Raw genomic sequence first — 24,144 nt, 5'->3', positions numbered from 1 at the left:
GTTTTTACTTCTCTTCAACTCTATCATTTTCTTTATATAAATGTAAATTAATTCAGATGATATAAGTTTACATAATATTAATATGAGAATTAATTAATCAAAAAGAAAAGACCGGCATTAAATATGCCGGCCTTGCTTTTGACGTTTTGATTTTGGCGGCTGCAGAATCTCCGCCATGATGATGCCTTTTCTTACATCTTCTTCATTCAACGGCAATAGATCCCGCTCTTTTTCTTTTGCGACCGCCCGTTTCAATGGCTCTTTTTGATGAGCGCTCAATCTTCCAGGGCGGTTTTTCGGTTCAGCGGCTTGCTTCACCTGGGCTGGAGTCCGTTTTTCCACTTCGTCCATCGCCCGCGACTTGGCTCGTTCCGCCTGTTCCTTGACTTGGCGTGCCTGTTCTGCCCGTTTCGGGTCGCTCTCCATCTGGGTTTGAAATTCACCGTATATTTCCTTGGCGTAATCTTCAATGCGCTTAAAGCTTCGCTGACCGCCTCTTGGCGCCTGCTCTTGCCTTTGCTGTGCCTGTCTGGGAGGAGCGCCTGGGACTTGTTGGCGCTTAGTCTGCTGGGTAGTCTGCTGATTTGCATCAGGTTTCTTGTTTTTACTGAACAATGCACTGACAGCCGCAATGATCAGCATCATGATGAGGGGTTCCATTCCAAAACCTCCCTTGAGTTATGGCGGAGCTTGTTAGTTTTCGTCCTCTTGTTTTTCCGTTCCGCTTTTCGAAATGGATTCGCGCATGCTTGTATCAGCTTGGACATTCTTGTAATTGATATAATCCATCACGCCGATGTTTCCTGAACGGAGTGCTTCTGACATCGCCATCGGCACTTCAGCTTCTGCTTCGACAACTTTCGCGCGCATCTGGACGACTTTCGCTTTCATTTCCTGCTCGCTAGCGACAGCCATTGCACGGCGCTCTTCGGCTTTCGCCTGAGCGATTTTCTTATCGGCATCCGCTTGCTCAGTCTGAAGCTCGGCACCGATGTTTTTGCCGATATCCACATCTGCGATATCGATGGACAAGATTTCAAAAGCTGTACCGGAATCCAGTCCTTTGCCTAGTACGGTTTGGGAGATGAGGTCCGGGTTTTCTAGAACTTTTTTATGGTTCGTGCTTGAACCGAGTGTAGAAACGATCCCTTCACCAACACGGGCGACGATTGTCTCTTCACCGGCACCACCGACGAGTCGGTCGATATTGGCGCGCACGGTAATCCGCGCTTTTGCTTTCACTTCGATCCCGTCCATTGCAACACCGGCAATGAATGGCGTTTCGATAACTTTCGGGTTAACCGACATTTGAACCGCTTCAAGTACGTCACGGCCGGCAAGGTCGATTGCTGCTGCGCGTTCGAACGGCAAATCGATATTGGCACGGTGTGCTGCGATCAATGCGTTGACGACACGGTCGACGTTACCGCCAGCCAAGTAATGGCTTTCCAATTGGTTGATCTGTACGGAAAGACCGGCTTTTGAAGCCTTGATCAACGGGTTGACGATGCGCGATGGGATAACCCGGCGCAATCTCATCCCGATCAATGTGAAGATGCTGATGCGGACGCCGGCAGCTAAAGCCGAGATCCATAATGTGACTGGTACGAATGTGAAAAAGATGGCAAGTACAACGATAATACCAATTATCGCGGCGCCTAAGCCGATTGCTTCAAGTCCCATTTATTCTTCCTCCTCTTGTTTTTCGAGTTCACGCACAACGATGCGAGACCCTTCTACCTTGATAATCTTAACATCTTTGTTGCTGTCGATAAACCGTCCTTCGGATACCGCATCGATGTATTCATCATCGAGCCGGATGGTGCCAGAAGGCCTCAGGGCATTGGTCGTTCGGGCGATCTGGCCGATAAGTTCCGGCCGGTTGACGGCCGATACATAGCCATGCTCCGTATCGGTGGCATCGGTCAGGATAATCCGTTTGAACATGTTCAACTTTTTCCCGAAAAATTTCACTAAAATCACCATCCCTGCTGAAGCTACAAGTAATGCAATCAAAATTGCGACCGCTGTTGACTGGACGTCTTCACCCGCTAACAGAACACTTCCGATGACAGCCAGTATCCCGAGAATTCCGAGTATGCCGCCTGGAACGAAAAATTCCAGCAGGATCAGACCGAGCCCGAAGACCAACAGCAAAATCGATTCATACCCGGCAAGCCCTGCCACTAAATGCCCGTAGAAGAACAGCATTAGTGAAAACAAGCCGAAGAATCCAGGGATCCCAACTCCAGGCGTGAACAGCTCAAGCAGTAAGCCGAGACCGGCCACCGACAGTAAGATCGGGACCACAATCGGGCTCGTCAGAAAACGCGCGAGCGTCTCTGACCAGTTTTCTTCCACTTGGATGACCTCAGCACCTGAAAGGCCTTTCATTTCAAGAAGTTCATCGAGAGACGACACGGTCCCTTCCGAATAGCCGACATCGAGCGCTTCCTGAGCGCCGAGTGTCAATAAATCACCTTCAGCAGCCCGGTATTCCGGAAGGTCGATGCTGGCATCCGCCATCGCCAAGGCAAATTGCGGATCACGGCCTGACGATTCAGCAGCGCTTCTCATCGAGGACAACCAGGCAGAGTTCGCCTTATCGGCAGCCGCATTGCCCGACTGGTCGATGACTTGCGCCGCGCCCATCCGGCCATTCGGATGCATATAGATTTCATCATTATGCAAGGCCAGAAATGCGCCAGCCGAGAGGGCGTCCTGGTTGACGAAAGCAAGTGTCTCAGGCTCGGCTTCATCCAATAGGCGAGCGATGCCATCTGCTGCATTGACAAAACCACCCGGTGTATCGATCTCAAAGACAATGGCTTCCGCACTGGCTTCTTCGGCTTCATCGATGCCCTGCTCCAGAAACGACTGCAAGCCCTGCTCCACTTCCGCTTCAATCGGAATGACATAAACTTTTCCGTTATCCGCCGAGATGGCCGGAATGGCTAAAGTGAATGCCATCACCAGGAACAAAAAGCCGATCCAAGCTTTTTCTACGCACGGCAAGTTCCCCTCTCCTTCATGAAAACTTTAGGATAATTATGTATACGGATGAGTCGAGCTGCGGTTTCAAAAGTCGGCTTCTTTTTCATTATAAAGCAATTTTCTCAAGTTACGATGGAATGCGCTTACATCTTCTGCATTTAGTGACCGTTTTAAGTCATAAAAACCGGAAGCACATTTGTGCTTCCGGCCTTAGCTGTTCGTTGCTATTTTAAAAGTCATTTAAGATCAAAGTCAATTAAAATTTACGTTTACGCGCAGCTTCTGATTTCAATTTACGTTTCACGCTCGGCTTATCATAATACTCGCGCTTTCTTACCTCTTGCATTGTTCCGGACTTCGAAACAGTGCGTTTGAAGCGGCGAAGAGCATCTTCAATTGATTCGTTTTACGAACTGTAGTTTTGACATCTCTTTTCCCTCCCTCCGAACACACGTTGAAGCAAATAACAACAAGTGTTATATACTAGAAAATTATAACGCATGAACAGACCTTCGTCAATACTTAATAATCGTTGTCTGAAGTGAGGCCTTGCATGATCTGGACTCCTGAACTTGCGCCGATGCGAGTCGCTCCTGCTTCGACCATTTTCTCTACATCTTCAAGGCTGCGGACGCCGCCAGAAGCTTTGACGCCAAGGTCAGGGCCGACCGTTTCGCGCATTAGGCGCACGGCTTCGACAGTTGCGCCGCCAGTGGAAAAGCCAGTCGATGTTTTGACGAAATCAGCTCCCGCTTCTTTCGACAGGCGGCTGGCCAATTTGATTTCTTCATCCGTCAGCAAGCAGATTTCAAGGATCACTTTTACGATCGCTTTCCCTTTTGCTGCGTTCACGACCGCTTCGACATCCGCTTTCACGACATCTTCCTGGCCGCTCTTCAATGCGCCGATGTTCAAGACCATATCGATTTCGCCTGCGCCTTTTTCGATGGCATCCTTCGTCTCGAACGCTTTTGTTTCAGAAGTCGAGGCGCCGAGCGGGAAGCCGATCACCGTGCAGACTTTCACTTCGCTCTGGTCAAGTTGTTTTGCGGCAAGCGCGACCCACGCCGGGTTGACGCAAACAGAAGCGAAATGATATTCTGCCGCTTCTTTGCAAAGCTGTTCGATTTGCGGTGCTGTAGCTTCCGCTTTCAATAAAGTATGGTCGATTAAAGATGCAATATTCGTCATGATTCAATTCTCCATTCTACTAGTAGGTTTTCTTTCAGACAGGCAAACTGTCCATCACGCGGACAAACTGCCCTTCGTTCATCGGATACCCCGGCTTGGTGATTTTCACCTTGACGATTTTCCCAATCAGCGATTCGTCGCCCGGAATGGCGACTTTCAAGTAATTATCCGTGTAGCCGACAAGCATGCCGCCTGACGGATGGTCTTTCGACTCTTCTTCCGGAATGATTTCCAAGAGCTCGCCTTCATATCGGCTGGCGTATTCCTTCGCCAGCTGATCGTTCAATTCGATCAGGCGGTGGACGCGTTCATTTTTGACCGCTTCATCGATCTGGCCATCCATGCGCGCTGCCGGCGTGCCGGTGCGCATCGAATACGGGAATACATGAAGCTCCGAGAACCTGTGGTCGCGGATAAAATTGAAAGTGTCCATGAATTCTTCTTCCGTCTCTCCAGGGAAACCGACGATGACGTCAGAAGTGATCGCCAAATCCGGTAAGGCATCGCGCAGGCGCTCGAGGCGATTTGCGAAAAATGCCATCGTATATTTCCGCCGCATCCGTTTCAACACCGTATCAGAACCGGATTGAATCGGGATGTGAAGATGCCTCACGACAATGTCGGATTGTTTCAAGACGGCGATCACTTCGTCCGTCAGCTGGCTTGCTTCGATCGAAGAAATGCGCAGGCGTTTCAAGCCCTTGACGTCCGCTTCCAAATCGCGCAGAAGCTGCGCCAGATTATACTCCTTCAGATCTTCCCCGTAGCCCCCTGTATGAATGCCGGTCAAGACGATTTCCTGATAGCCGGCATCGACCAATTGCTGTGCTTGCCGGATGACTTCCTGGGGGTCGCGCGAGCGCATCAATCCACGCGCCCATGGAATGATGCAGAAGGTGCAGAAATTATTGCAGCCTTCCTGGATTTTCAATGAGGCGCGCGTACGGTCTGTGAAGGCGGGCACATCCAATTCTTCATAGACGCGGTTCTTCATGATATTGCCCACGGCATTGATCGGCTTGCGCTCTGCACGATATTGCTCAATATAGTCCAGCAGCTTTGTCCGGTCTTGCGTACCGACAACGATATCGACGCCGGGAATTGCCATGATTTCAGCGGGCGAAGTCTGGGCATAGCAGCCTGTAACGCAAATGACCGCATCCGGATTGGAGCGGACGGCACGGCGTATCACTTGGCGGCTCTTTTTATCCCCTGTGTTGGTGACGGTGCAGGTGTTGATGACATAAACATCGGAAAGACGTTCAAACTCAGTGCGCTCATAACCCTGTTCTTTGAATAACTGCCAAATCGCTTCGGTTTCATAATGGTTCACTTTGCAACCTAGAGTATGAAATGCGACTGTTGACATCGGTGGCCACCTCTTTCATTCAAATTCATAGGATATTGCAGACAATGCATAAAGCGGAGCCGTCTCTGTGCGGAGAATGCGCGGCCCAAGCGCAGTGAACTGTGCGCCAGCTTCCTTGAGTGCGGCTGCTTCTGTTTCCGAAATGCCGCCTTCCGGCCCGAAAACAAGCAAGATTGAGTCTTTATCATACAATGATTCCAGAATTTCGGCAAACCGCCTTCCGCCGCTCTTTTTCGCTTCTTCTTCATAGGCGACGATGACCGCATCGTAATTTTTCGCGGCGTTCGCCAGCTCTTTAAAGCTGTGTACGGTATGTATGGCAGGAATGCGGCTGCGATGCGATTGCTCAGCCGCTTCCTTGGCGATTTTCTTCAACCGCTCGATTTTCTTTACACTTTTGGCGCCGTCCCATTTGACGATCGAGCGCTCCGCCGAATAGGGCAATAACGCGCTCATCCCCAGTTCCGTCGCTTTTTGGGTGATCAGTTCGAGCTTATCGCCTTTCGGCAGTCCACAGGCGATCGTCACTTTTTTCGGCAATTCGCTTCGGTCCTCGAGCTCCCGGATGAGCTTGACTTGAACATCCAAGTCAATATCCGTGATCTCCGCCAAATGGACTTTACCGGAAACGACGGCAATCAATTGTTCACCTACTGATTGACGCATCACTTTCGCGATATGTTTGGCGTCGTCTCCTGTAATCGTCAAATAGCCATTGCCAGATTCTTTATCTTCCAAAAAATATCGTTGCATGGTCGCACCCCGTTATAGCGGTTTTTTTGAAATGATCGTTACCCAGTCTTCCATCATCATAATATCCTCAATGACAAAGCCCGAAGCTTCGAGCGCTTGCTTCACGTCATTTTTCTTCTGCGCGATGATTCCGGACGTGATGTAGATGCCACCCGGCTTGACGGCCTGGTAAGCGTCATCCGTAAACGACATGATGATCTCAGCGAGTATATTGGCCACGACTACATCTGCCGGGTCATCGATCGCTTCGAGCAAATTGCCATGGAATACATGGACATGGTCTTGTACTTTGTTCAATTTCACATTCAGCCCTGCCGCTTTCACCGCAATTTCATCGAGGTCCAGCGCTCTGACCGACGCTGCTTCAAGCAAGGCTGCACCGATTGCGAGTACGCCCGAACCGGTCCCCACATCGATGACCGTATTGCCTTGCTTGACATGCTTTTCGAGTGCCTGCAGGCTCATGACAGTTGTCGGATGCGTTCCCGTACCGAATGCCATGCCCGGATCGAGTTCGATGATCAATTCATCGCTTGAAACTGGATGATAGGTTTCCCATGTCGGCACAATGGTGAATCTTTTGGAGATTTTTACCGGATGGTAATACTTCTTCCATGACGTTGCCCAATCTTCTTCATTCACTTCACTGATCGTGACGACATTGCGCCCGACATTGATATTGAATTCCGCAAGATTGTTGATGGCCAGCTTGATGCCTTCGACGGCTTCCCCGAGAAAGCTATTGACCGGCAAATACGCTTTCAAAATGACGCCTTCCGTCGGGAAATCTTCAGGATCGAGTGAATAAATTTCACCGAATACGTCTTCACGGTCTTTCGTCAGATCTTCGGAATCCTCGATGACGACTCCGCTCGCCCCTGCTTCATGCAGAATGTTGGAAATTGATTCAATCGCTTCATTCGTTGTATGAATCGACAGCTCGGACCATTTCACTTACGACCAGCTCCTTTATCGAACAATTATGTAACAGACAGAAAACTCCCTATTGCACGGGAGTTTTCCATTTGTCCAAGGCTCTATCTGCCTATTAATCACCTTTGATGGTTCTTTTGATCTTGTCGAACAATGAACTGCTTTGCTCTTCTGGGATATCCCCGGAAATTTCGGCAAATTCGCGCAGCAATTGTTTCTGTTTCTCGCTCAACTTGGTCGGCACTTTCACTTTGATGGTGATGTGCTGATCGCCGACGCCATATCCGTGAACGTTTTGTACGCCTTTTCCACGCAAGCGGAAACGGGCGCCGTTTTGTGTTCCGGCCGGAATCTTCAGTTTCACTTTACCGGAAACAGTCGGGACTTCGATTTCATCCCCGAGCGCTGCTTGCGGGTATGTGATTGGCAATTCCAGATGGATGTCATCCCCGTCGCGTTCGAAATGCTGATGGGGTTTGACGCGGAACAGCACATAAAGATCTCCGGCTGGCCCGCCATTGAAGCCTGGGCCGCCTTGTCCTGATACGCGCAATTGCTGCCCGTCATCGACGCCGGCTGGAACTGTCACTTTGATCTTCTTCATTTTTCTCACTTTGCCTGCACCGCGGCAAGTTGTGCATTTTTCTTCGATGATCTGGCCGCTGCCTTCACAGTGATGGCATGCACGGCGGTTGACCATGCGGCCGAATGGAGTATCTTGCGCTACATTCAACTGGCCCGTTCCTTCGCAATATGGGCAAGTCTTCTTGCTCGTTCCGGGCTTCGCTCCTGAACCGTCGCAAGTTTCGCATGTTTCATCTTTCGGGATTTCAATTTCCGTCTCTTGGCCGAATACCGCATCCAGAAAATCAATGGTCATGGAATATTGAAGATCATCGCCTTTTCTAGGTGCATTCGGGTCGCGTCGGCGCGTGCCGCCGCCGAAGAAAGTACTGAAAATATCATCAAAGCCGAATCCTTCTGCACCGCCGAAGCCTCCGCCGCCAAAGCCTTGGTTCGGATCTTGGTGGCCGAATTGGTCGTATTGAGCGCGTTTTTGCTCATCGCTCAACACTTCGTAGGCTTCTTTGACCTCCTGGAACTTTTCGGAAGCATCCGCTTCTTTATTGATGTCCGGGTGATATTGTTTGGAAAGCTTCCGGTACGCTTTCTTGATTTCCTCTTTTGAAGCATCCTTAGAAACGCCAAGGACTTCGTAATAGTCTCGCTTATTCATAGGTCACTCTCCCTCTTGCAGTCAACTGTAATTGTACACGGTTTAAATTACGCTTGCAAAGACATTGAAAAAGCCAAAGCAGTTGCTTTGCTTTGACTTTTTCGGCCTTGCATATCTTACTTGTTTTTATCGTCGTTTACTTCTTCAAAGTCAGCATCGACAACGCCGTCATCGTTTCCTTGCTGCGCTTCGCCTTCAGCCCCTTGCTGGTTCTGAGCTGCCTGCTCATAAGCTTTCATGGCAAAGCCTTGAAGAAGCTCCTGCAGTTTGTCTTTCTTCGTACGGATATCTTCGATGTCCGTACCTTCTAGCGCTGTTTTCAACTCGTCGCGCGCTGCTTCAGCTTGTTTCTTTTCATCTTCAGAAACAGCTTCGCCAAGGTCTTCGATCGTTTTATCTGTCGTAAAGACTGCTTGGTCCGCTTCGTTGCGAAGTTCTACTTCTTCTTTACGCTTCGCGTCTGCTTCGGCATTTTCTTCCGCTTCTTTCACCATACGGTCGATCTCATCATCCGTAAGCGTTGTGTTGGATTGGATCGTGATTGTTTGTTCTTTTTGCGTGCCTAGGTCTTTCGCTTTTACGCTGACAATGCCGTTTTTATCGATATCGAAGCTGACTTCGATTTGCGGCACGCCGCGCGGTGCAGGCGGGATATCAGCCAATTGGAAGCGGCCGAGTGTTTTATTGTCCGCTGCCATCGGGCGTTCACCTTGCATGACATGGATGTCAACTGCCGGCTGGTTGTCCGCTGCAGTAGAGAATGTCTGCGATTTAGATGTCGGAATCGTCGTGTTGCGCTCGATCAATTTCGTGAACACGCCGCCCATTGTTTCGATACCAAGAGACAATGGAGTTACGTCAAGCAATACTACGTCTTGAACGTCGCCAGTCAATACGCCGCCTTGTACAGCAGCACCCATTGCGACAACTTCATCCGGGTTAACGCCTTTATGCGGGTCTTTGCCTGTTTCTTTTTTAACAGCTTCTTGGACAGACGGGATGCGTGTAGATCCGCCGACCAGAATGACGCGGTCAAGTTCTGATGCAGAAATGCCTGCATCTTTCAAGGCTTGGCGAGTCGGCCCCATCGTGCGTTCGACTAGAGAAGAAGTCAACTCGTCGAATTTCGCGCGTGATAGGCTCATTTCCATATGAAGCGGCCCTGCTTCACCAGCTGTGATAAATGGCAATGAAATTTGAGTCGATGTAACGCCAGACAAATCTTTCTTCGCTTTTTCAGCTGCATCTTTCAAGCGCTGTGTCGCCATTTTGTCTTTCGACAAGTCGATGCCGTTTTCTTTTTTAAATTCCTGGACTAAATAGTCGATGATCAATTTATCGAAATCATCGCCGCCCAGACGGTTGTCGCCGGCAGTCGATTTTACTTCGAAAACGCCATCGCCAAGTTCTAGGATCGATACGTCGAATGTACCGCCGCCAAGGTCATAGACCAAGACCGTTTCGTCTTTTTCCATTTTATCGAGTCCGTAAGCAAGCGCTGCCGCTGTCGGCTCGTTGATGATACGTTCCACTTCAAGGCCGGCGATGCGCCCAGCGTCTTTTGTCGCTTGGCGTTCTGCATCGTTGAAATATGCCGGTACCGTGATGACGGCTTTCGTCACTTTTTCGCCGAGATAATCTTCAGCATAGCCTTTGATGTATTGAAGAATCATCGCTGAAACTTCCTGTGGCGTGTATTCTTTGCCTTCAGCCGTCACTTTTTCCTGTGTGCCCATCAAACGTTTTACGGATTGGATGGTGTTCGGGTTCGTGATGGATTGGCGTTTTGCCACTTCACCGACTTGGCGTTCGCCGTTTTTGAACGATACGACCGATGGTGTCGTGCGGTTGCCTTCTGGGTTTGGGATGATTTTTGGCTCGCCGCCTTCTAAGACTGCGACCGCTGAGTTTGTTGTACCTAAGTCAATTCCGATAATTTTGCTCATTTAAAATTCCTCCATTAACATTAGATTCTTGAGTTTCAGTTATTCGTTCACTTTTACCATTGCCGGGCGGAGCACTCTGCCATTCAGGGTATACCCCTTTTGAAGCTCCTGTAACACCGTTCCCGGTTCGCTGTCTGCATCGCTTTCCTGCATGACTGCCTGATGGAAATGAGGGTCGAATGGTTCGCCGACTGATTTGATCTCTTCCAAGCCTTCCGCCGCTACAGCGTCAGCCAAGGATTTCTTGACCATTTCGAGGCCCTTCAAAAGAGAGGCGGATTCTTCGCTTTTCACTTCAACAGCAAGCGCACGGTCAAAATTATCCATGACTGGCAAAAGATCCGTCAACAATGATTGGGAACGGAATTGCTTTGCCAATTCCTGGTCTTTTTTGGTGCGTCGCTTGAAATTGTCATAATCTGCCAAAAGACGCAAGTATTTGTTCTGCTCTTCTTCAAGCTGTGCTTGAAGTTCGGCTTTCTCATCTACCGGCGCTTCCGTCTGTGCCTGATCGGACGATTCGACCGTGCCGGGCTCTGTTCCTTCAGTGGTTGCTGTTGTTTCATCCACAGCATCGTGCGCTTCTTGTTGTGCAGTATCCTGCTCTAGGTCTTGTTGTTTGAACGTTTCTTTTTCATTCGACAAAATATGTGCCTCCTTTGGTTCACTTTCCTTGAAACAGCCGTGTCAGCTCTTTCGATAAATCGCCGCTTACATAATCAAGCAACGAGACGATCCGGCGGTAATCCATTCTTTTCGGCCCGACAATTGCGATGGAGCCCATCTGCTCATCCCCGATATCATAAGATACCGTGATAACCGAGCAATCTTCCATGGCCGCCAGTGCATTTTCCGAACCGATGCGGATTTGAAGCCCTTGAGCGCCGATCGGCAGGATTTCAGGAATGTGCTTCCCTTCTTCTATCACATCCATCAACTCACGGATTTTTTGGATATCATGGAAATCCGGCTGCTTCAAAATATTCAGCTTGCCTCCATAATACACATTATCCGAGCGCGGAAGCAGCAATGCCTGCTGGAACGTACGGAACAATTCCCCGTAGCGTTCGATATGCTGGCGCAAGAGAGCGAGCGTTTCCTGCTCGAGGCGTTTGTGCAAATCATGCAGCGAGACGCCGATGAGCCGCTCGTTCAAGATATTGACCATCTTTTCGATGTCGGATGGATCCAAATCCGGCGGGATGGAGAATACCCGATTTTCCACGTGGCCTGAGTCGGTAACGATGATCGCCACCGCCATTCCCGGGGACAAGGGCACGATCGACAATTTCTTGACGACGTGTTTGCGGATATCCGGCCCGAGAAGAATCGACGTGTAATTCGTCAATTCGGACAGGATGCCAGCCGAACGTTTGATGATTTCCTCGGTTTCGGTCACTTTTTCCTCGAAAACCGAACGAAGCTGGACAATGTCCTGTTGCGGCATAGGATTCGGCGTCAGCAAATGGTCCACATAATAGCGGTAGCCTTTTTGAGACGGAATCCGGCCCGAGGATGTGTGAGTCTTTTCGAGGTAGCCCTGGCCTTCGAGCTCAGCCAATTCATTGCGAATGGTCGCCGAACTGGAAGTGATGCCCGGCTTTTTAGCTAGTTGGTTCGATCCTACCGGCTGCGCTGATTGGATGTAATCATCGACTGTCACTTTCAAAATGAGCAGCTGCCGTTCTGTTAACATGATCATCACCTCTGTTAGCACTCTATGAGTTCGAGTGCTAAGACTACACTAAAATTACCAAATCTTTTTTTGCTTGTCAACGGATGCGCTTCTAGGAAAGCAAAAATTGCTCGAAAACTTCATTGCCGACGAATCGGCCTTTATGCGTCAATTTGACATGGCCCTGTTCGACCGCCAAATTGCCTTTCGTTGTTTCATTTCGGAGAATCTCGCCGTACACTTTTTCCAGTGGCGCGCCGAACTTCTCTTCAAAATGGGCGATGTCGACACCGGCCGTTTTGCGAAGGCCAAGGAACATCTCTTCTTCCATCTGCGCCTTGGTGCTAACTGGTGTCGCGTCAAGCACCGGCCGTTCCCCTGATTCCAACGGCTCCATGTATTTTTTCAATGGCCCGTGATTGGAATAGCGGACGCCGTTCACATAGCCGTGAGCGCCGGCGCCGACACCGATGTATTCTTCATTGTCCCAGTACAGGAGATTGTGGCGGGATTCATGGCCAGGCTTTGCGAAATTGGAAATTTCATATTGATGCAAGCCATGCTTTTCCATTTCCTCCATGAGGCGCTCATACATATCGCCTTCTAAATCTTCCGTGACCGTATTGAGCTTGCCCTTGACCATCAAGTTGTAGAACACCGTTTTCGGTTCGATGATCAACGAGTACGCAGAGAAATGCGGCATGCCGAATGCAAATGCCCGTTCAAGCGTTTCGTCCCATTGCGCCATTGTCTGTCCGGGCAGCCCGTACATCAAGTCAAAGCTGATATTCGAAAACCCGACTTCCCGGGCGGTTTCAACGGCACGCAGCACATCGTCATTGGCGTGTGTACGCCCGAGCCGCTTCAATAAATCCTGGTCGAAAGTCTGGACGCCCATGCTTAGGCGGTTGACGCCGCCTTTATACAGCACTTCCATTTTCTCGCGCGTCAATTCATCCGGATTCGCCTCAGAGCTCCATTCGAAGCCTTCAGCCATCGGAACGTATTGATGGATCAACTCAAGCAAGCGCCCGAGCTGCTGAGGCGTCAGGGCAGTCGGTGTCCCGCCGCCGAGAAAAACCGTCTCAAGCGGATGGTCCAGCGCGCCTTCTTGCTTCCACAGCGCCAATTCCTTGCCGATCGATTCGATATAGGCGTCCACTGGCTGGTCTTTGAAGAACACTTTATTGAAATCACAGTAAAAACAAATCTGATGGCAGAATGGGATATGGATATACATGCCTTTTACCATAAAAAATCCTTCTTTCTAATAGGAAAAGGAGGCAGAAAAACCGCCTCCTTTTTTTCGTTTATTTGGATTGGTCATCCATTTTGAGAACAGCCATAAATGCTTCTTGCGGGACTTCCACGGAGCCTACTTGCTTCATCCGCTTTTTCCCTTCTTTCTGCTTGTCCAACAATTTACGCTTCCGGGAAATATCGCCGCCGTAGCATTTCGCGAGGACGTTTTTCCGGATGGCGCTGATGGTTTGGCGGGCAACGATCTTCTGGCCGATTGCGGCTTGGATTGGAACTTCAAACTGCTGGCGGGGAATCAATGTCTTCAATTTGTCGACAATGATTTTCCCGCGCTCGTACGCAAAATCCCTATGGACGATAAAGCTCAAGGCATCGACTTTCTCTGCATTCAGGAGAATGTCCATTTTCACCAATTTGGAATCCTTATAGCCGATCAATTCATAATCGAACGAGGCATAGCCTTTGGTGCCCGATTTCAATTGGTCGAAGAAATCATAGACAATCTCAGCGAGCGGCAATTCGTAAATGATGCTGACACGTGAGTTGTCGAGGTAATCCATGGTCATGAAATTGCCGCGCTTCTGCTGGCAGATTTCCATGACGGCGCCGACGAAATCGTTCGGGACCATGACAGTCGCTTTGACGTATGGCTCTTCGACGTATTCAATCTTTTGCGGGTCCGGCATCATCGCCGGGTTATCGATATTAAGAACTTCCCCGTCCGTCATGTGGACGTGGTAGATAACACTTGGTGCCGTCGTGATCAAGTCGATATTGAATTCACGTTCGATGCGTTCCTGGATGATTTCCATATGCAATAGGCCAAGGAATCCGCAGCGGTAGCCGAAGCCAAGCGCTTGAGAGGATTCAGGTTCGAATTGCAATGCCGCATCGTTCAGTTCCAATTTTTCCAGAGCATCGCGCAAATCATTGTATTTCGATGTATCAATCGGGTACATCCCGCAGTAAACCATCGGGTTCAAGCGGCGGTAGCCAGGCAATGCTTGTTGTGCCGGGTTTTCCGCAAGCGTGATCGTATCCCCGACGCGGGAATCTGAGACATTTTTAATGGAAGCTGTCAGGAAGCCAACATCGCCGACGGTCAATTCGTCGCGCAATGTCACTTTCGGCGTGAAGACGCCTGCTTCGACGACATCGAACTCTTTGCCGCTCGCCATCATCTTGATCTTGTCGCCTGGCTTGACTGTGCCTTCCATGATTCGGATATAAGCGACAACGCCGCGATATGGATCATACAAAGAATCGAAAATCATCGCTTTGAGCGGTGCTGATGGGTCGCCTGTCGGCGGCGGAACTTTTTCGACGATCTGCTCAAGGATCTCTTCGATGCCGATTCCCGCTTTTGCGGAAGCCAGCACTGCTTCAGACGCATCAAGGCCGATAACGTCCTCGACTTCCTGGCGCACGCGCTCAGGGTCGGCTGCAGGCAAATCGATTTTATTGATGACCGGAAGAATCTCGAGATCGTTATCGAGCGCCAAATAGACATTGGCAAGCGTCTGCGCTTCAATGCCTTGTGCCGCATCGACGACCAGTACGGCGCCTTCACATGCTGCGAGGCTTCTTGACACTTCGTACGTGAAATCGACGTGGCCCGGGGTGTCGATCAAGTGCATAATGTATGTTTCTCCGTCTTTTGCTGTATAATTGAGCTGGACGGCGTTCAATTTGATGGTGATTCCCCGCTCACGCTCCAAATCCATGGAGTCGAGCAATTGGGATTTCATTTCGCGTGCTGTCAGTGCATTGGTTCTTTCCAAAATGCGGTCGGCCAGCGTCGATTTTCCATGATCGATGTGTGCGATGATGGAAAAGTTGCGGATCTTCTGTTGTCTCGCTAATCTCTGTTCTTGGTCCATTTTCTTCACTCCCATATAAACTACTTTGAATTATAGCAGTCAAGCGGGTAATGGGCAATGAATCACCGCATAAAGCTTTTAGTGTCAAGGGAAACTTCTTTCCACGTAACTATTGCATTCGGCCAGCCGATTTGATAAAATAACTTTTGTTGTATAGAGACACTGAAGAGCAAGGGCTTGTGCCTGCCGCTCAAATTGTCTAGGAGGTGAAAGATATGCCAAACATTAAATCTGCAATCAAACGTGTTCGCACGAACGATACGAAAAATGCTCAGAACTCATCTGTTAAAACTGCAATGCGTTCTTCTGTGAAAAAGGCTGAGAAAGCTGTAGCCAATAATGAAGAAAACAAAGGGGATTCCCTTAAAGCAGCAATCAAACAAGTTGAGAAAGCAGCTTCTAAAGGTTTGATCCACAAAAACACTGCTGCCCGTAGAAAATCAAGCCTCATGAAAAAAGCGTAAAACGCATCAAAAAGCCGGCCCTATATTGGGTCGGCTTTTTTCTGTGCGAAAAACAACAAAAGCGCCGCCAGTTAGAGCAGGCAGCGCTTTTTTTCGATAGATGATTCCATATTCAAGAGGATTTCTTCGCATGCCCGGCGCGTTTCATGAGGAAGAACTCCACCACCCGCTCCCGGTTGCCGGAAACGGTTTTCAATTGCAGGTCGATGTCCGCCAAATCGCCGAGCACTTGAAGCAAGCGCGCCTCGGAAATCTGCCGGCGCTTTTCCACCAATAGCTTGACGCGGTAAGGATGCGCCTTGAGCTGTTTGGAGATTTGCTGCGCATGATAGCCTTTTTTCTGCAGATAATAGACATGCACCATGAAGCGGATCTGCGACGCGAGCAGCGCGGCGAGTGCGACCGGCTCTTCCTTTTGCCGCAGCAAGTCGTAATAGACGCTGAGCGCCGTCTGGATGTCTCCGTCCAGATAAGCCTGCAGCATCTTGAAGGCATCCTGCTCGAGGGTCCGTGCCGTCATGTCTTCGATGAGCGCTTGTGAGATTTCTTCTTGTTCCGAGCCGAGGTATAAGGACATTTTTCGATTTCCGAAGCGAGCAAAGTTAAATTGGTGCCCGCCATTTCTATGAGCTTTGCGCACTTTGCCGTTCCAGCGTCTTGCCATGGGATTTTGCCTCGTGCGCAATCCAGCTTTCCAGTTCATGCGGCTGCAGCGACTTCGCTTCGATAAGCACGACATTCTTTTCATCAGCTTGACGATTTTTCGTTCGTCCAATTTTCATATGGTGCCACGAAAACCGTCACGCTCGTCGCCGGTGGATTCTCGAGCCACGCTTCCAAGGATTTGAGGTCATGGTTGATCTTCTCTTTCCCGCGCTCCGCTGCTTTCAGGAACGACGCATTGCGCGCGATGATCAGCTTGCGGTCGCTGAAAAATGGGATCGTGTCCGCTTCTTCCAGCACATGGCCGACCGGCACTTCATCCAAGTCGAAATTGGAGACATCCGTTTCCCCCGCTTCCGCCATTTGCGCTTTTAGCAATTCAATCGTCTTGGTGATGAAATAGCTCTCTGTCCCGACGATCAGGTAAACCGGATCGATTTTATCCGCGCGTATCGACTTCCAAATTGATGTAATCATACGTTTCACTCCCTCTGCTCTTAACTATACCGGATTTCGCCGCATCGGTCTGCCTCGCAGGACAAGTCCGCTTTTGACAGTTGTGTGACGTCGGCCAAAATCGGCGGACATTGTTTAGTTCGATATGGATTTTTCGTTATCGTTCCCTTATAATAAAATCAACTAGGAGGGATTTTCAATGAATGAATTTGAACAGAACGTTCAGTCCAAACGCAACGATGCCATCGATGCAGGGATGGGCTTCGTCGTTTCCTTTGGTTTCTTCGCACTTATTTTCATCATCGCTGGCGTCGTACAATTCGTAGCCCGCTGATTATAAAAAAAGCTCCGGCCTACGCCGGGGCTTTTTTTATTTTCGGCTGGTCTCGGCAGAAACACTCCCGTCTTCTATCGTCATACGGATGGTCCCGTTTTCGGCTGTCGACAGAAGCCGCAAACGCAGTTCACTAAACCGCCCTGTCACTTCTGGGCTCGGATGCCCGTAGCGGTTGTCGATTCCTGCAGAGACGACCGAAACTTGCGGACGCAAGGCTTCCAGAAAAAGTTGTGAGCTCGACGTCTTGCTTCCGTGATGACCGACTTTCAGGACAGTCAGGTCGGCTAATTGTTCACCGTAGCGCTCAACCACCCCGGACTCACCTTCACTTTCCAGATCACCTGTAAAGAGGAATCGCTTCCCCTTGTGCTCCATCAACAAGACCAATGAATCATCATTGCCTTCATACAATTCATCATCCGGCGATAAATAGGTGAATTGCGTTTCGCCCACTTGCCAACCTGCACCGCTCTTGGGCAACTCCACACGGGCTTCACGGGCAGACGGCACAAGCTCGGCCATCAAAGCATTCGTTTCAGAGCCAGGCGTAATATGCAGGCGCTCCACAGCCAGTTCTTCAAAGACCTCATCCGCGCCTTCAGCATGATCCGCATCCGGATGGCTCAAGATGAATAGATCAACGCCGGAGACGCCGCGCCCTTTCAGATACGGCACCACCGTTTGCCGCCCAACTTCAAACGGCCGGCTTTTTCCCTGGAATGGCTGACTGTCAAAGCGCAGCACTCCCCCGGCATCGATCAAATACACCGCCTTGCGATAAGGCAGCTCAATCAACGCACTGTCGCCCTGTCCGACGTCGATGAAACTGACATGGAGCCTAGGATCGATAAATGGTTTCATCGTCAGCAGCAGTGCCGGAATCAGCAGGATGAGTAATAAACGCAGGCGGAAGCGTTTTTCCGCCTGGACGAAAAATAGCAGCACGCTGGCAGCCATGAACAACAACCAGCCAAGAGACGGCCTGCCCGGCGTCCATACTTGATGGGGCAAGCCCGCCAAAGACGAAGTCAGCCCTTCAATCCAGCTGCGCAGCGGCTCATAGGCCGCAAAAAGAATGGCATCGATGCCGAGCGGCAGAAAGGTCGCAGCCAATGGAATGAAATTCGCTGGCAATATCAGCAGCGTGAACAAAGGGACATAGATGGCATTTACCAAAAAGGAGGATAAGGAGATTTCAAAAAAGTGGTATAGCAAAAGAGGATATAGGCATAGCTGGGAAACTGCCGTGACAATCAAGCCGCTTTTAACGAAAGAAGCCCCTTCCATCAATTTCATCGAGGCGATGATCCCGAAACTTGCCCCGTAAGACAATTGAAAGCCGATATCCTGCAATAGGCCGGGATCCATCCATAAAAACAAAATAAAGCTCGCCGATAAGGCTTGGATGACGGATACATGCAGCCGAAAAAGCCGTGCGCCCAAAACTAAAGCCACCATGGCACAAGCCCTCATAACCGATGGCGCAGCTCCTGCCAACACTGCATACAAAGGCAGCAACACCAGCAATAATACAGCCGCGCTTTCTTTCCTGACGCGCAAGCGCAGCAAAATAAAATAGATCATGCCGGTGACGATGCCGACATGCAGCCCGGAAATCGCAAAAAGGTGGGTGATGCCGAGCGTCCGCTGGATCCTGGCCTGTTCAGCATCCATCCCGCTGCGATCCCCGAGCAGCAGCGCCTGGGCTTCTACTGCCAACGACTCGGGAAAGGAGGTCTCGATATGTTCGATCAAAGCGCTGCGCTGACCTGCCAAGCGCGCACGGAACCCTGTGTTTGATATTGCCGTCTCGAGCGATTCAATCTCGAGCATGCCCGATGCATTGTGGCGCTCCAGGTAGCCCAGCATATCAAACGCGTATTGATGAGCAGGCTTTCTCGGCTCTTCGTATGTCCCCGCCACTTGTAGCGTCGCTGATGGGCCCAATGCCTGCAATCGCTGCTGTTCTTCAATCGAACGGATCCGGTAGCTAGCATACATGACTTGGCCGGAATCGAAAGATGCAAATCCTGACAATCGGTCTCCGTCGATTGATAGTTCATCGAAAACAAGTGCCCCTTGAAAGCTTCCGCTTAACAAGGGACCTTGCACCTCACGGACATCCATATTAATGAAGGAAATCAATGAAACCGCTAGAACGATTGCCAGCCAAACTCTACTTTCTTTCTGGTATATCATCCAGCAAAAAAGCAGCACCATGAGCAAAAGCTTATCAGCTGAGCCATGTGCTGCTTGTGCGGCAATTGCCGTCGCAATTGCTGCATAGAGAAATAAAGCCTCCGTTAGACGAGAAGTTCTCCGAATAATTCCTTCACCCGTTCTTTATAATGGGACAACTCTTCTTCGCTCGCCCCTTTTGCGCCAAGCTTTTCAATCAATTCCATATAAAGCGCCGTTTTCTCGACGCTAAGGAAATCGATCGTCCGTTCATCGAACACCACTTGGATCACTTCAACATTTGCCTGTTCCAGCAGTTCGATCGCATATTCATGATTTTTATAATCAGCCGCATAATAGAGACGCGAAATGCCTGCCTGGATAATGGATTTCGTGCATTGGAGGCAAGGGAAATGGCTGACATACATATCCGCACCGCTCACGCTGACCCCGTATTTCGCACATTGTAATAGCGCGTTCATTTCCGCATGGATGGTCCGCACGCAATGGTTATCGACGACATAGCAGCCTTTATCGATGCAATGGTCCCCACCGGAAATCGAACCGTTATAGCCGCCAGCCATGATGCGCCGGTCTCGGACGATCGTCGCTCCGACGGCCAGCCGCGTGCAAGTGCTTCTTAGCGCTAAAAGATGGCTTTGAGCCATAAAAAATTGATCCCACGTTATTCGCTTCATCTGATTGCCTCCTGCTGTTTCGTTAAATTAAGTGTAGCAGAGGCAGTTGTTTCGTCAAGGGCCGTCCGTCCCTATCTAACACGGACCAGTTCTTTCAATTGTTCAAAACTCTTTTCGCCGATGCCCGTCACGTCCATCAATTGATCGGTGGTTTTGAAAGGCCCATTTTCAGTCCGGTGCGCCACGATTGCCGCTGCTTTAGCCGGCCCGATCCCGGGTAGTTCGGTCAACTCATCTTCGCTTGCCGAATTCAAATTGATGAGCCCCGGCTCTGCGCTGCCGCCCGGTGCTGCGGCTGCCAGCTCAACGCTTTCTTCGCCTTGTTTCGGCACATAGACCGATGATTCATCAAGCACGATGACCGCCAGATTGATCGAGCGGCTGTCTGCCTCAGGCAAAAAGCCGCCGGCAGCTTCAATGGCATCATTGATACGCGAACCGGCAGGCAATTCATATAAGCCCTCTTTTTTGACTGCGCCTTTCACGTCGATCATGACGCTTGTCGGGATCACCGGATCGGTTTCCGGTGGCGGCGGTTGTTCAATGGTTTCAGAAGTGAGTTCATCGAGGTTTGTGGCCTCAGGGGGATCGTGCAGGAGGAAGAAATAGAGAAGCGCCAAAACGGCGGCAATCGGCACAACGATGCGGCCGTATTTGGCGAATTGCGGAGACATATTCAGTGGGCATCCCTCGTTTCCGCAGAAAGCAAACAGCTGAAGCTGTCTGAATTATATAATAACAACCGATCGGAAGTCCATCTTTCCGTGAAAAAACCCGCATATAAAAATATGCGGGTTTGGTGTTGGTGATTATTTTTTCGCACGGAAAAAGATCCGTTCGCTTTCGTCGTTTGGTGCATCCGCAGTGAAATCAGCAGTTACTGATTCCACCGTGAATCCAGCTTCCGTGAGCCATTCTTTGTAAACGTCAACCGGGAAAGTCCGTTGTTCATGCGTTTCTTCAAAACGCTCGAACATCCAGCCTTCACGCACGAAAAATGTCAAATCGTGAATGACGCTGTGAGGCGCTGAGCCTTTTTCAGTGTGCCACATATAGGCAAGATCTTCTCCATCGTAAACGAACGGGCTATGCATGAAGATCTCGTCAACTTTGAACACCGAATGGACATCGAAAAAGAAATATCCGCCCGTATTCAATGCCGCATAAACCTGTTCGAAAGTCTTCTTGACCTGCTCTTCTTTCGCTAAATAATTCAAGGAATCGATCGCGATCGTCACGGCATCGAAGCCTTCCAGGCCTTCCAGATTGTCCATGGACAATTGTAGCACCGAAATATCCAGTCCTGATTCTTTGAATCTCTTTTGTGCAACTGTGAGCATGTCAGCGGATAAATCACTCGCCGTCACGTCATAGCCAAGTTCAGCCATCAATTCAGACAACACGCCGGTGCCGCACGCTAGATCGAGTACAGATCCGGAGCGCATCGTTTCAGCAATCCATTCCACATATTGTTCGTATGGAATATCTTCCATCAAGTCATCGTAAACTGCCGCAAACCGTCCGTAGTTCATACTTCGAGCTGCGGGGCGTCGCGCCATAGACGCTCGAGGTTGTAGTAAGAGCGCTCATCGCGATGGAAGACATGTGCCACGACATCGCCAAGGTCGACCAAAACCCAGCGTGCTGCGTCGAAGCCTTCGATACTTTTGACTTCATAGCCGGCTTCTCCAGCCTTATCCATCAATTCACGGGCGATCGACTGTACTTGGCGGTCTGAGTTCGCGCTGCAGATCAGGAAATAATCCGCCAAAAGCGAAATTCCTTCCATATTCAATACAACGATATCCTCTGCTTTTTTATCCTCTGCGGCTTGGTACGCCACTTGCAATAATGTATCTTTAGTCATTCTTCACGTTCCCTTTCTGTTGCTCAAAATGCTCTAGGCATTTCAAGGAATCCGGATAAACCGGCTGATTTTTTGATGCGAGAAATTCGATCGATTGCCGGATCGAGGCTTCCATCAAGCGATCGAGGCCATCATGTTTCATGGCTCTCAACCGGTCAACTCCCGGAAACTTGCGGCTCGGTTCGATCATGTCTGCAATGTAAATGATTTTTTCAAGATCCGACATGCCTGCACGCCCTGTCGTATGATAGCGGATGGCGTCAAGGATTTCTTCCTCTTCGACACCGAATTCATAGGAGGCCAGATAAGCGCCAACCGGGGCATGCCATAATTCGTGATGATAGTCGAGCAATAAAGGATCCATGTTTTCTTTTTCGATAATGCTGTGCATCCACTCACGATCGGCAAATTTCGCCACGTCATGGAGGATCGCCGCAATACGCGCTTGCTCTTCTGGCACATTATAATACTTCGCGAGCGCAACCGCCGTATTCATCACGCCCAGCACATGGTTGAATCGTTTTTCAGGAAGGCGTTCTTTGACTTTTTGGAGCATCAGGCTCGGGTCCATACAATCGCTCCTTCCGGATAAAAGTTTCCACTTGTTCGGGAACGAAAAAAGTCAATGGCTTGCCAGCCAAGACGCGCTCCCGCAGCATCGTCGAAGACAAATGCATTTCCGGTGAATCAATCATCATCACCGGATAATCCGTTTCAGCGATATAACCCGGACGCCCGATGCCGACGAACTGGACCAATTCAGCCAGCTCGCCGATCCGGTGCCAGGTATGCAGGCTCTCCACCATATCGCCGCCGATAATGAAATAAAATTCGCATTCTGGTTCACGTTCGATGAGCTTGACCATCGTCTCATACGTATACGAGACGCCGCCGCCCGACACTTCAATATCTTCTAGGCGGAAATGGGCCTGTCCCTCTATAGCAAGTTGCGTCATCTTGACACGTGTTTCCGTATCGATGCCGCTCGATTCCTTATGAGGGGCGATGGCATTCGGCATAAAACGCACTTCAGCCAAGCCCAGTGCGTAATAGGCTTCATTCGCCATGATCAAATGGCCGAAATGCGGCGGGTTGAACGTGCCGCCGAGAATGCCGATTTTACGTTTTTTCACGGAAGCTCAATCCGTTTATTGTTGACGGACAATTTGTATAAAACGACAGTATGGCCGATCAATTGCACCAATTCCGCTTTTGTTCCCTCTGCCAAATGCTTCGCCACTTCGTGCTTGCCGTCTTCATTGTTTTGCAGAATGCTGATTTTTACGAGTTCGCGTTTTTCAAGGGCTTCCCCGATCTGTACGAGCATCGCTTCATTGACGCCGCCTTTTCCGACTTGGAAAATCGGGTCCAAATGATGCGCTTCACTTCTTAAAAAACGTTTTTGTTTACCTGTTAACATGATTTCCTCCTAGTTTTTCCGTAATCAATTGAATCATTTCTTCTGTATCCGGGCGAATGCCGGTCCATTTCTCGAAAGCGATGGCGCCTTGATTGACGAACATGCCGACGCCGTTCAGCACCAGGCAGCCTTTCGCTTTCGCTTCTTTCAGAAATGGCGTTTCGAGCGGGTTGTAAATAATGTCCGCCACGACCGAGCCGCTTCCAAGATGTGTTAAGGACAGCGGCAATGCTTCTTCAGTCAACCCGACGGAAGTGGTCTGGACGATCGTAGCGAATTCGCTTAGATTCGCTTCGGCTTCTGCCAGCACAACCGCCTTGCTGCCGGTTTCATCCGCGAGTTCCTGCGCCCTGCGGAATGTGCGGTTGGTGATGGTGATATTGCTGAAGCCGGCACACGAGAGCGCAAAACTGATGCCTCTTGCTGCACCGCCTGCACCGATCACTAGCAACGCACGTTCTTTATCGACAGGATAACTTAATAGCGAACGGACAAACCCGTCGCCATCTGTATTGAATCCCTTCAACCGCCCGTTTTCTGCAGCGACTGTATTGACCGCATTCATGATGCGTGCCGTGTCGTCCAGCTCATCCAATAGCGGGATTGCCGCCTGCTTATGGGGCAAGGTGATATTAAACCCGCTGATCCCGAGCAATTTCATCGAACGAAACGCTTGTTCCAGCTGTTTCGGTTCGACATGCACTGGGATATAGGAAGCATCGATGCCGTGTTTTTCGAACCAATGATCGTGCATAAAAGGCGATAATGAATGAGAGATCGGATCTCCGATGACCGCATACCATTTCTTCATTGTGAAAACCTC

The 24,144-nt window shown here is 50.0% G+C and carries 26 protein-coding genes and 1 pseudogene; 3 read left to right on the top strand and 24 right to left on the bottom strand.

Translation table 11 applies throughout. The features are described 5' to 3' along the window. Positions 1-117 precede the first annotated feature (117 nt). The 14 genes from CW734_RS08925 to lepA all read right to left on the bottom strand — a co-directional run bounded on the left by CW734_RS08925 (position 118) and on the right by lepA (position 15,238). A complete protein-coding gene (locus CW734_RS08925; protein WP_101190217.1) occupies positions 118-660 on the bottom strand; it encodes a hypothetical protein in 543 nt (180 codons plus the stop codon). Between the two features lie 33 nt (positions 661-693). After that, positions 694-1,683: a flotillin-like protein FloA gene (gene floA / locus CW734_RS08920; RefSeq protein ID WP_058380934.1), complete on the bottom strand. Its 990-nt coding sequence runs from the start codon at positions 1,681-1,683 to the stop codon at positions 694-696. Continuing rightward, positions 1,684-2,970 carry an NfeD family protein gene (locus CW734_RS08915; protein ID WP_101192169.1) on the bottom strand — a complete coding sequence of 429 codons (1,287 nt, stop codon included), beginning with the start codon at positions 2,968-2,970 and terminating at the stop codon, positions 1,684-1,686. A gap of 280 nt (positions 2,971-3,250) precedes the next feature. Continuing rightward, a complete protein-coding gene (gene rpsU / locus CW734_RS08910) occupies positions 3,251-3,391 on the bottom strand; it encodes a 30S ribosomal protein S21 (protein ID WP_101190216.1) in 141 nt (46 codons plus the stop codon). Between the two features lie 125 nt (positions 3,392-3,516). Further along, the gene (gene deoC / locus CW734_RS08905; protein ID WP_101190215.1) at positions 3,517-4,185 is read right to left on the bottom strand and encodes a deoxyribose-phosphate aldolase; all 669 of its coding nucleotides are present in this window, start codon (positions 4,183-4,185) and stop codon (positions 3,517-3,519) included. A gap of 34 nt (positions 4,186-4,219) precedes the next feature. Beyond that, complete coding sequence (gene mtaB / locus CW734_RS08900) at positions 4,220-5,554, bottom strand: tRNA (N(6)-L-threonylcarbamoyladenosine(37)-C(2))-methylthiotransferase MtaB (RefSeq protein WP_101190214.1); 1,335 nt, start codon at positions 5,552-5,554, stop codon at positions 4,220-4,222. Between the two features lie 15 nt (positions 5,555-5,569). Next, positions 5,570-6,307: a 16S rRNA (uracil(1498)-N(3))-methyltransferase gene (locus CW734_RS08895; protein WP_101190213.1), complete on the bottom strand. Its 738-nt coding sequence runs from the start codon at positions 6,305-6,307 to the stop codon at positions 5,570-5,572. Between the two features lie 12 nt (positions 6,308-6,319). Continuing rightward, entirely contained in the window at positions 6,320-7,261 is a 942-nt protein-coding gene (gene prmA, locus CW734_RS08890; RefSeq protein WP_101190212.1) for a 50S ribosomal protein L11 methyltransferase, read from the bottom strand. A gap of 94 nt (positions 7,262-7,355) precedes the next feature. Further along, positions 7,356-8,477, bottom strand: coding sequence for a molecular chaperone DnaJ (gene dnaJ / locus CW734_RS08885; protein WP_101190211.1), 1,122 nt, complete (start codon positions 8,475-8,477; stop codon positions 7,356-7,358). 116 nt (positions 8,478-8,593) lie between these two features. After that, the gene (gene dnaK / locus CW734_RS08880; RefSeq protein ID WP_101190210.1) at positions 8,594-10,423 is read right to left on the bottom strand and encodes a molecular chaperone DnaK; all 1,830 of its coding nucleotides are present in this window, start codon (positions 10,421-10,423) and stop codon (positions 8,594-8,596) included. 39 nt (positions 10,424-10,462) lie between these two features. Further along, positions 10,463-11,068, bottom strand: coding sequence for a nucleotide exchange factor GrpE (grpE, locus tag CW734_RS08875; RefSeq protein WP_101190209.1), 606 nt, complete (start codon positions 11,066-11,068; stop codon positions 10,463-10,465). Positions 11,069-11,087: 19 nt separating this feature from the next. Further along, on the bottom strand, positions 11,088-12,119 hold the full coding sequence (gene hrcA / locus CW734_RS08870) for a heat-inducible transcriptional repressor HrcA (protein WP_101190208.1): 1,032 nt from the start codon (positions 12,117-12,119) through the stop codon (positions 11,088-11,090). A gap of 91 nt (positions 12,120-12,210) precedes the next feature. Beyond that, the gene (gene hemW, locus CW734_RS08865) at positions 12,211-13,350 is read right to left on the bottom strand and encodes a radical SAM family heme chaperone HemW (protein WP_101190207.1); all 1,140 of its coding nucleotides are present in this window, start codon (positions 13,348-13,350) and stop codon (positions 12,211-12,213) included. A 58-nt stretch (positions 13,351-13,408) separates the two neighbouring features. After that, the gene (gene lepA / locus CW734_RS08860) at positions 13,409-15,238 is read right to left on the bottom strand and encodes a translation elongation factor 4 (protein ID WP_101190206.1); all 1,830 of its coding nucleotides are present in this window, start codon (positions 15,236-15,238) and stop codon (positions 13,409-13,411) included. Positions 15,239-15,453: 215 nt separating this feature from the next. Between lepA and rpsT the strand changes: the two genes are divergently transcribed. Next, the gene (rpsT, locus tag CW734_RS08855) at positions 15,454-15,702 is read left to right on the top strand and encodes a 30S ribosomal protein S20 (protein ID WP_101190205.1); all 249 of its coding nucleotides are present in this window, start codon (positions 15,454-15,456) and stop codon (positions 15,700-15,702) included. 112 nt (positions 15,703-15,814) lie between these two features. Here rpsT and holA read toward each other — a convergent pair. Then, positions 15,815-16,842 (bottom strand): annotated as a pseudogene (holA, locus tag CW734_RS19955) (DNA polymerase III subunit delta). A gap of 178 nt (positions 16,843-17,020) precedes the next feature. Here holA and CW734_RS08845 point away from each other — a divergent pair. Continuing rightward, on the top strand, positions 17,021-17,155 hold the full coding sequence (locus CW734_RS08845) for a YqzM family protein (protein ID WP_082799234.1): 135 nt from the start codon (positions 17,021-17,023) through the stop codon (positions 17,153-17,155). A gap of 36 nt (positions 17,156-17,191) precedes the next feature. Here CW734_RS08845 and CW734_RS08840 read toward each other — a convergent pair whose 3' ends face one another. Then, on the bottom strand, positions 17,192-19,258 hold the full coding sequence (locus tag CW734_RS08840; RefSeq protein WP_232787216.1) for a DNA internalization-related competence protein ComEC/Rec2: 2,067 nt from the start codon (positions 19,256-19,258) through the stop codon (positions 17,192-17,194). A gap of 31 nt (positions 19,259-19,289) precedes the next feature. On the opposite strand from CW734_RS08840, the gene CW734_RS18840 reads away from it, so the two are divergent. Continuing rightward, positions 19,290-19,445, top strand: a complete 156-nt coding sequence (locus CW734_RS18840) for a hypothetical protein (RefSeq protein ID WP_232787215.1) — start codon at positions 19,290-19,292, stop codon at positions 19,443-19,445. 16 nt (positions 19,446-19,461) lie between these two features. On the opposite strand, the gene CW734_RS08835 is transcribed toward CW734_RS18840, so the two are convergent. The 8 genes from CW734_RS08835 to aroE form a co-directional block, all read right to left on the bottom strand. Beyond that, positions 19,462-20,034: a ComE operon protein 2 gene (locus CW734_RS08835; RefSeq protein WP_101190203.1), complete on the bottom strand. Its 573-nt coding sequence runs from the start codon at positions 20,032-20,034 to the stop codon at positions 19,462-19,464. A 71-nt stretch (positions 20,035-20,105) separates the two neighbouring features. Beyond that, complete coding sequence (locus CW734_RS08830) at positions 20,106-20,708, bottom strand: helix-hairpin-helix domain-containing protein (RefSeq protein ID WP_101190202.1); 603 nt, start codon at positions 20,706-20,708, stop codon at positions 20,106-20,108. Positions 20,709-20,843: 135 nt separating this feature from the next. Continuing rightward, entirely contained in the window at positions 20,844-21,566 is a 723-nt protein-coding gene (locus CW734_RS08825; RefSeq protein ID WP_101190201.1) for a class I SAM-dependent DNA methyltransferase, read from the bottom strand. Beyond that, positions 21,563-21,901, bottom strand: a complete 339-nt coding sequence (rsfS, locus tag CW734_RS08820; RefSeq protein ID WP_101190200.1) for a ribosome silencing factor — start codon at positions 21,899-21,901, stop codon at positions 21,563-21,565. The genes CW734_RS08825 and rsfS overlap by 4 nt, the downstream gene beginning before the upstream one ends. Next, the gene (yqeK, locus tag CW734_RS08815) at positions 21,894-22,472 is read right to left on the bottom strand and encodes a bis(5'-nucleosyl)-tetraphosphatase (symmetrical) YqeK (RefSeq protein ID WP_101190199.1); all 579 of its coding nucleotides are present in this window, start codon (positions 22,470-22,472) and stop codon (positions 21,894-21,896) included. The genes rsfS and yqeK overlap by 8 nt, the downstream gene beginning before the upstream one ends. Then, complete coding sequence (locus CW734_RS08810; RefSeq protein ID WP_101190198.1) at positions 22,426-23,034, bottom strand: nicotinate-nucleotide adenylyltransferase; 609 nt, start codon at positions 23,032-23,034, stop codon at positions 22,426-22,428. Before CW734_RS08810 ends, yqeK begins: the two co-directional genes overlap by 47 nt. Next, on the bottom strand, positions 23,031-23,321 hold the full coding sequence (gene yhbY / locus CW734_RS08805; RefSeq protein WP_101190197.1) for a ribosome assembly RNA-binding protein YhbY: 291 nt from the start codon (positions 23,319-23,321) through the stop codon (positions 23,031-23,033). The genes CW734_RS08810 and yhbY overlap by 4 nt, the downstream gene beginning before the upstream one ends. Next, on the bottom strand, positions 23,308-24,132 hold the full coding sequence (aroE, locus tag CW734_RS08800; protein WP_101190196.1) for a shikimate dehydrogenase: 825 nt from the start codon (positions 24,130-24,132) through the stop codon (positions 23,308-23,310). The genes yhbY and aroE overlap by 14 nt, the downstream gene beginning before the upstream one ends. Positions 24,133-24,144 lie beyond the last annotated feature (12 nt).

Source organism: Planococcus sp. MB-3u-03 (assembly GCF_002833405.1).
Lineage (GTDB): Bacteria > Bacillota > Bacilli > Bacillales_A > Planococcaceae > Planococcus.
Note: the sequence above shows the minus strand (reverse complement) of the source record. Positions and strands in the feature narration are given on the sequence as shown.

Coding starts and splice junctions, on each gene's coding strand:
- rpsT (WP_101190205.1), top strand. CDS start 15,454: ATGCCAAACATTAAATCTGCAATCAAACGTGTTCGCACGAACGATACG.
- CW734_RS08895 (WP_101190213.1), bottom strand. CDS start 6,307: ATGCAACGATATTTTTTGGAAGATAAAGAATCTGGCAATGGCTATTTG.
- hrcA (WP_101190208.1), bottom strand. CDS start 12,119: ATGTTAACAGAACGGCAGCTGCTCATTTTGAAAGTGACAGTCGATGAT.
- yqeK (WP_101190199.1), bottom strand. CDS start 22,472: ATGGACCCGAGCCTGATGCTCCAAAAAGTCAAAGAACGCCTTCCTGAA.
- CW734_RS08915 (WP_101192169.1), bottom strand. CDS start 2,970: ATGGCATTCACTTTAGCCATTCCGGCCATCTCGGCGGATAACGGAAAA.
- dnaK (WP_101190210.1), bottom strand. CDS start 10,423: ATGAGCAAAATTATCGGAATTGACTTAGGTACAACAAACTCAGCGGTC.
- CW734_RS18840 (WP_232787215.1), top strand. CDS start 19,290: ATGAAGGAAATCAATGAAACCGCTAGAACGATTGCCAGCCAAACTCTA.
- floA (WP_058380934.1), bottom strand. CDS start 1,683: ATGGGACTTGAAGCAATCGGCTTAGGCGCCGCGATAATTGGTATTATC.
- CW734_RS08835 (WP_101190203.1), bottom strand. CDS start 20,034: ATGAAGCGAATAACGTGGGATCAATTTTTTATGGCTCAAAGCCATCTT.
- CW734_RS08845 (WP_082799234.1), top strand. CDS start 17,021: ATGAATGAATTTGAACAGAACGTTCAGTCCAAACGCAACGATGCCATC.
- mtaB (WP_101190214.1), bottom strand. CDS start 5,554: ATGTCAACAGTCGCATTTCATACTCTAGGTTGCAAAGTGAACCATTAT.
- aroE (WP_101190196.1), bottom strand. CDS start 24,132: ATGAAGAAATGGTATGCGGTCATCGGAGATCCGATCTCTCATTCATTA.
- hemW (WP_101190207.1), bottom strand. CDS start 13,350: ATGGTAAAAGGCATGTATATCCATATCCCATTCTGCCATCAGATTTGT.
- deoC (WP_101190215.1), bottom strand. CDS start 4,185: ATGACGAATATTGCATCTTTAATCGACCATACTTTATTGAAAGCGGAA.
- CW734_RS08830 (WP_101190202.1), bottom strand. CDS start 20,708: ATGTCTCCGCAATTCGCCAAATACGGCCGCATCGTTGTGCCGATTGCC.
- CW734_RS08825 (WP_101190201.1), bottom strand. CDS start 21,566: ATGAACTACGGACGGTTTGCGGCAGTTTACGATGACTTGATGGAAGAT.
- yhbY (WP_101190197.1), bottom strand. CDS start 23,321: ATGTTAACAGGTAAACAAAAACGTTTTTTAAGAAGTGAAGCGCATCAT.
- dnaJ (WP_101190211.1), bottom strand. CDS start 8,477: ATGAATAAGCGAGACTATTACGAAGTCCTTGGCGTTTCTAAGGATGCT.
- CW734_RS08925 (WP_101190217.1), bottom strand. CDS start 660: ATGGAACCCCTCATCATGATGCTGATCATTGCGGCTGTCAGTGCATTG.
- rsfS (WP_101190200.1), bottom strand. CDS start 21,901: ATGACTAAAGATACATTATTGCAAGTGGCGTACCAAGCCGCAGAGGAT.
- lepA (WP_101190206.1), bottom strand. CDS start 15,238: ATGGACCAAGAACAGAGATTAGCGAGACAACAGAAGATCCGCAACTTT.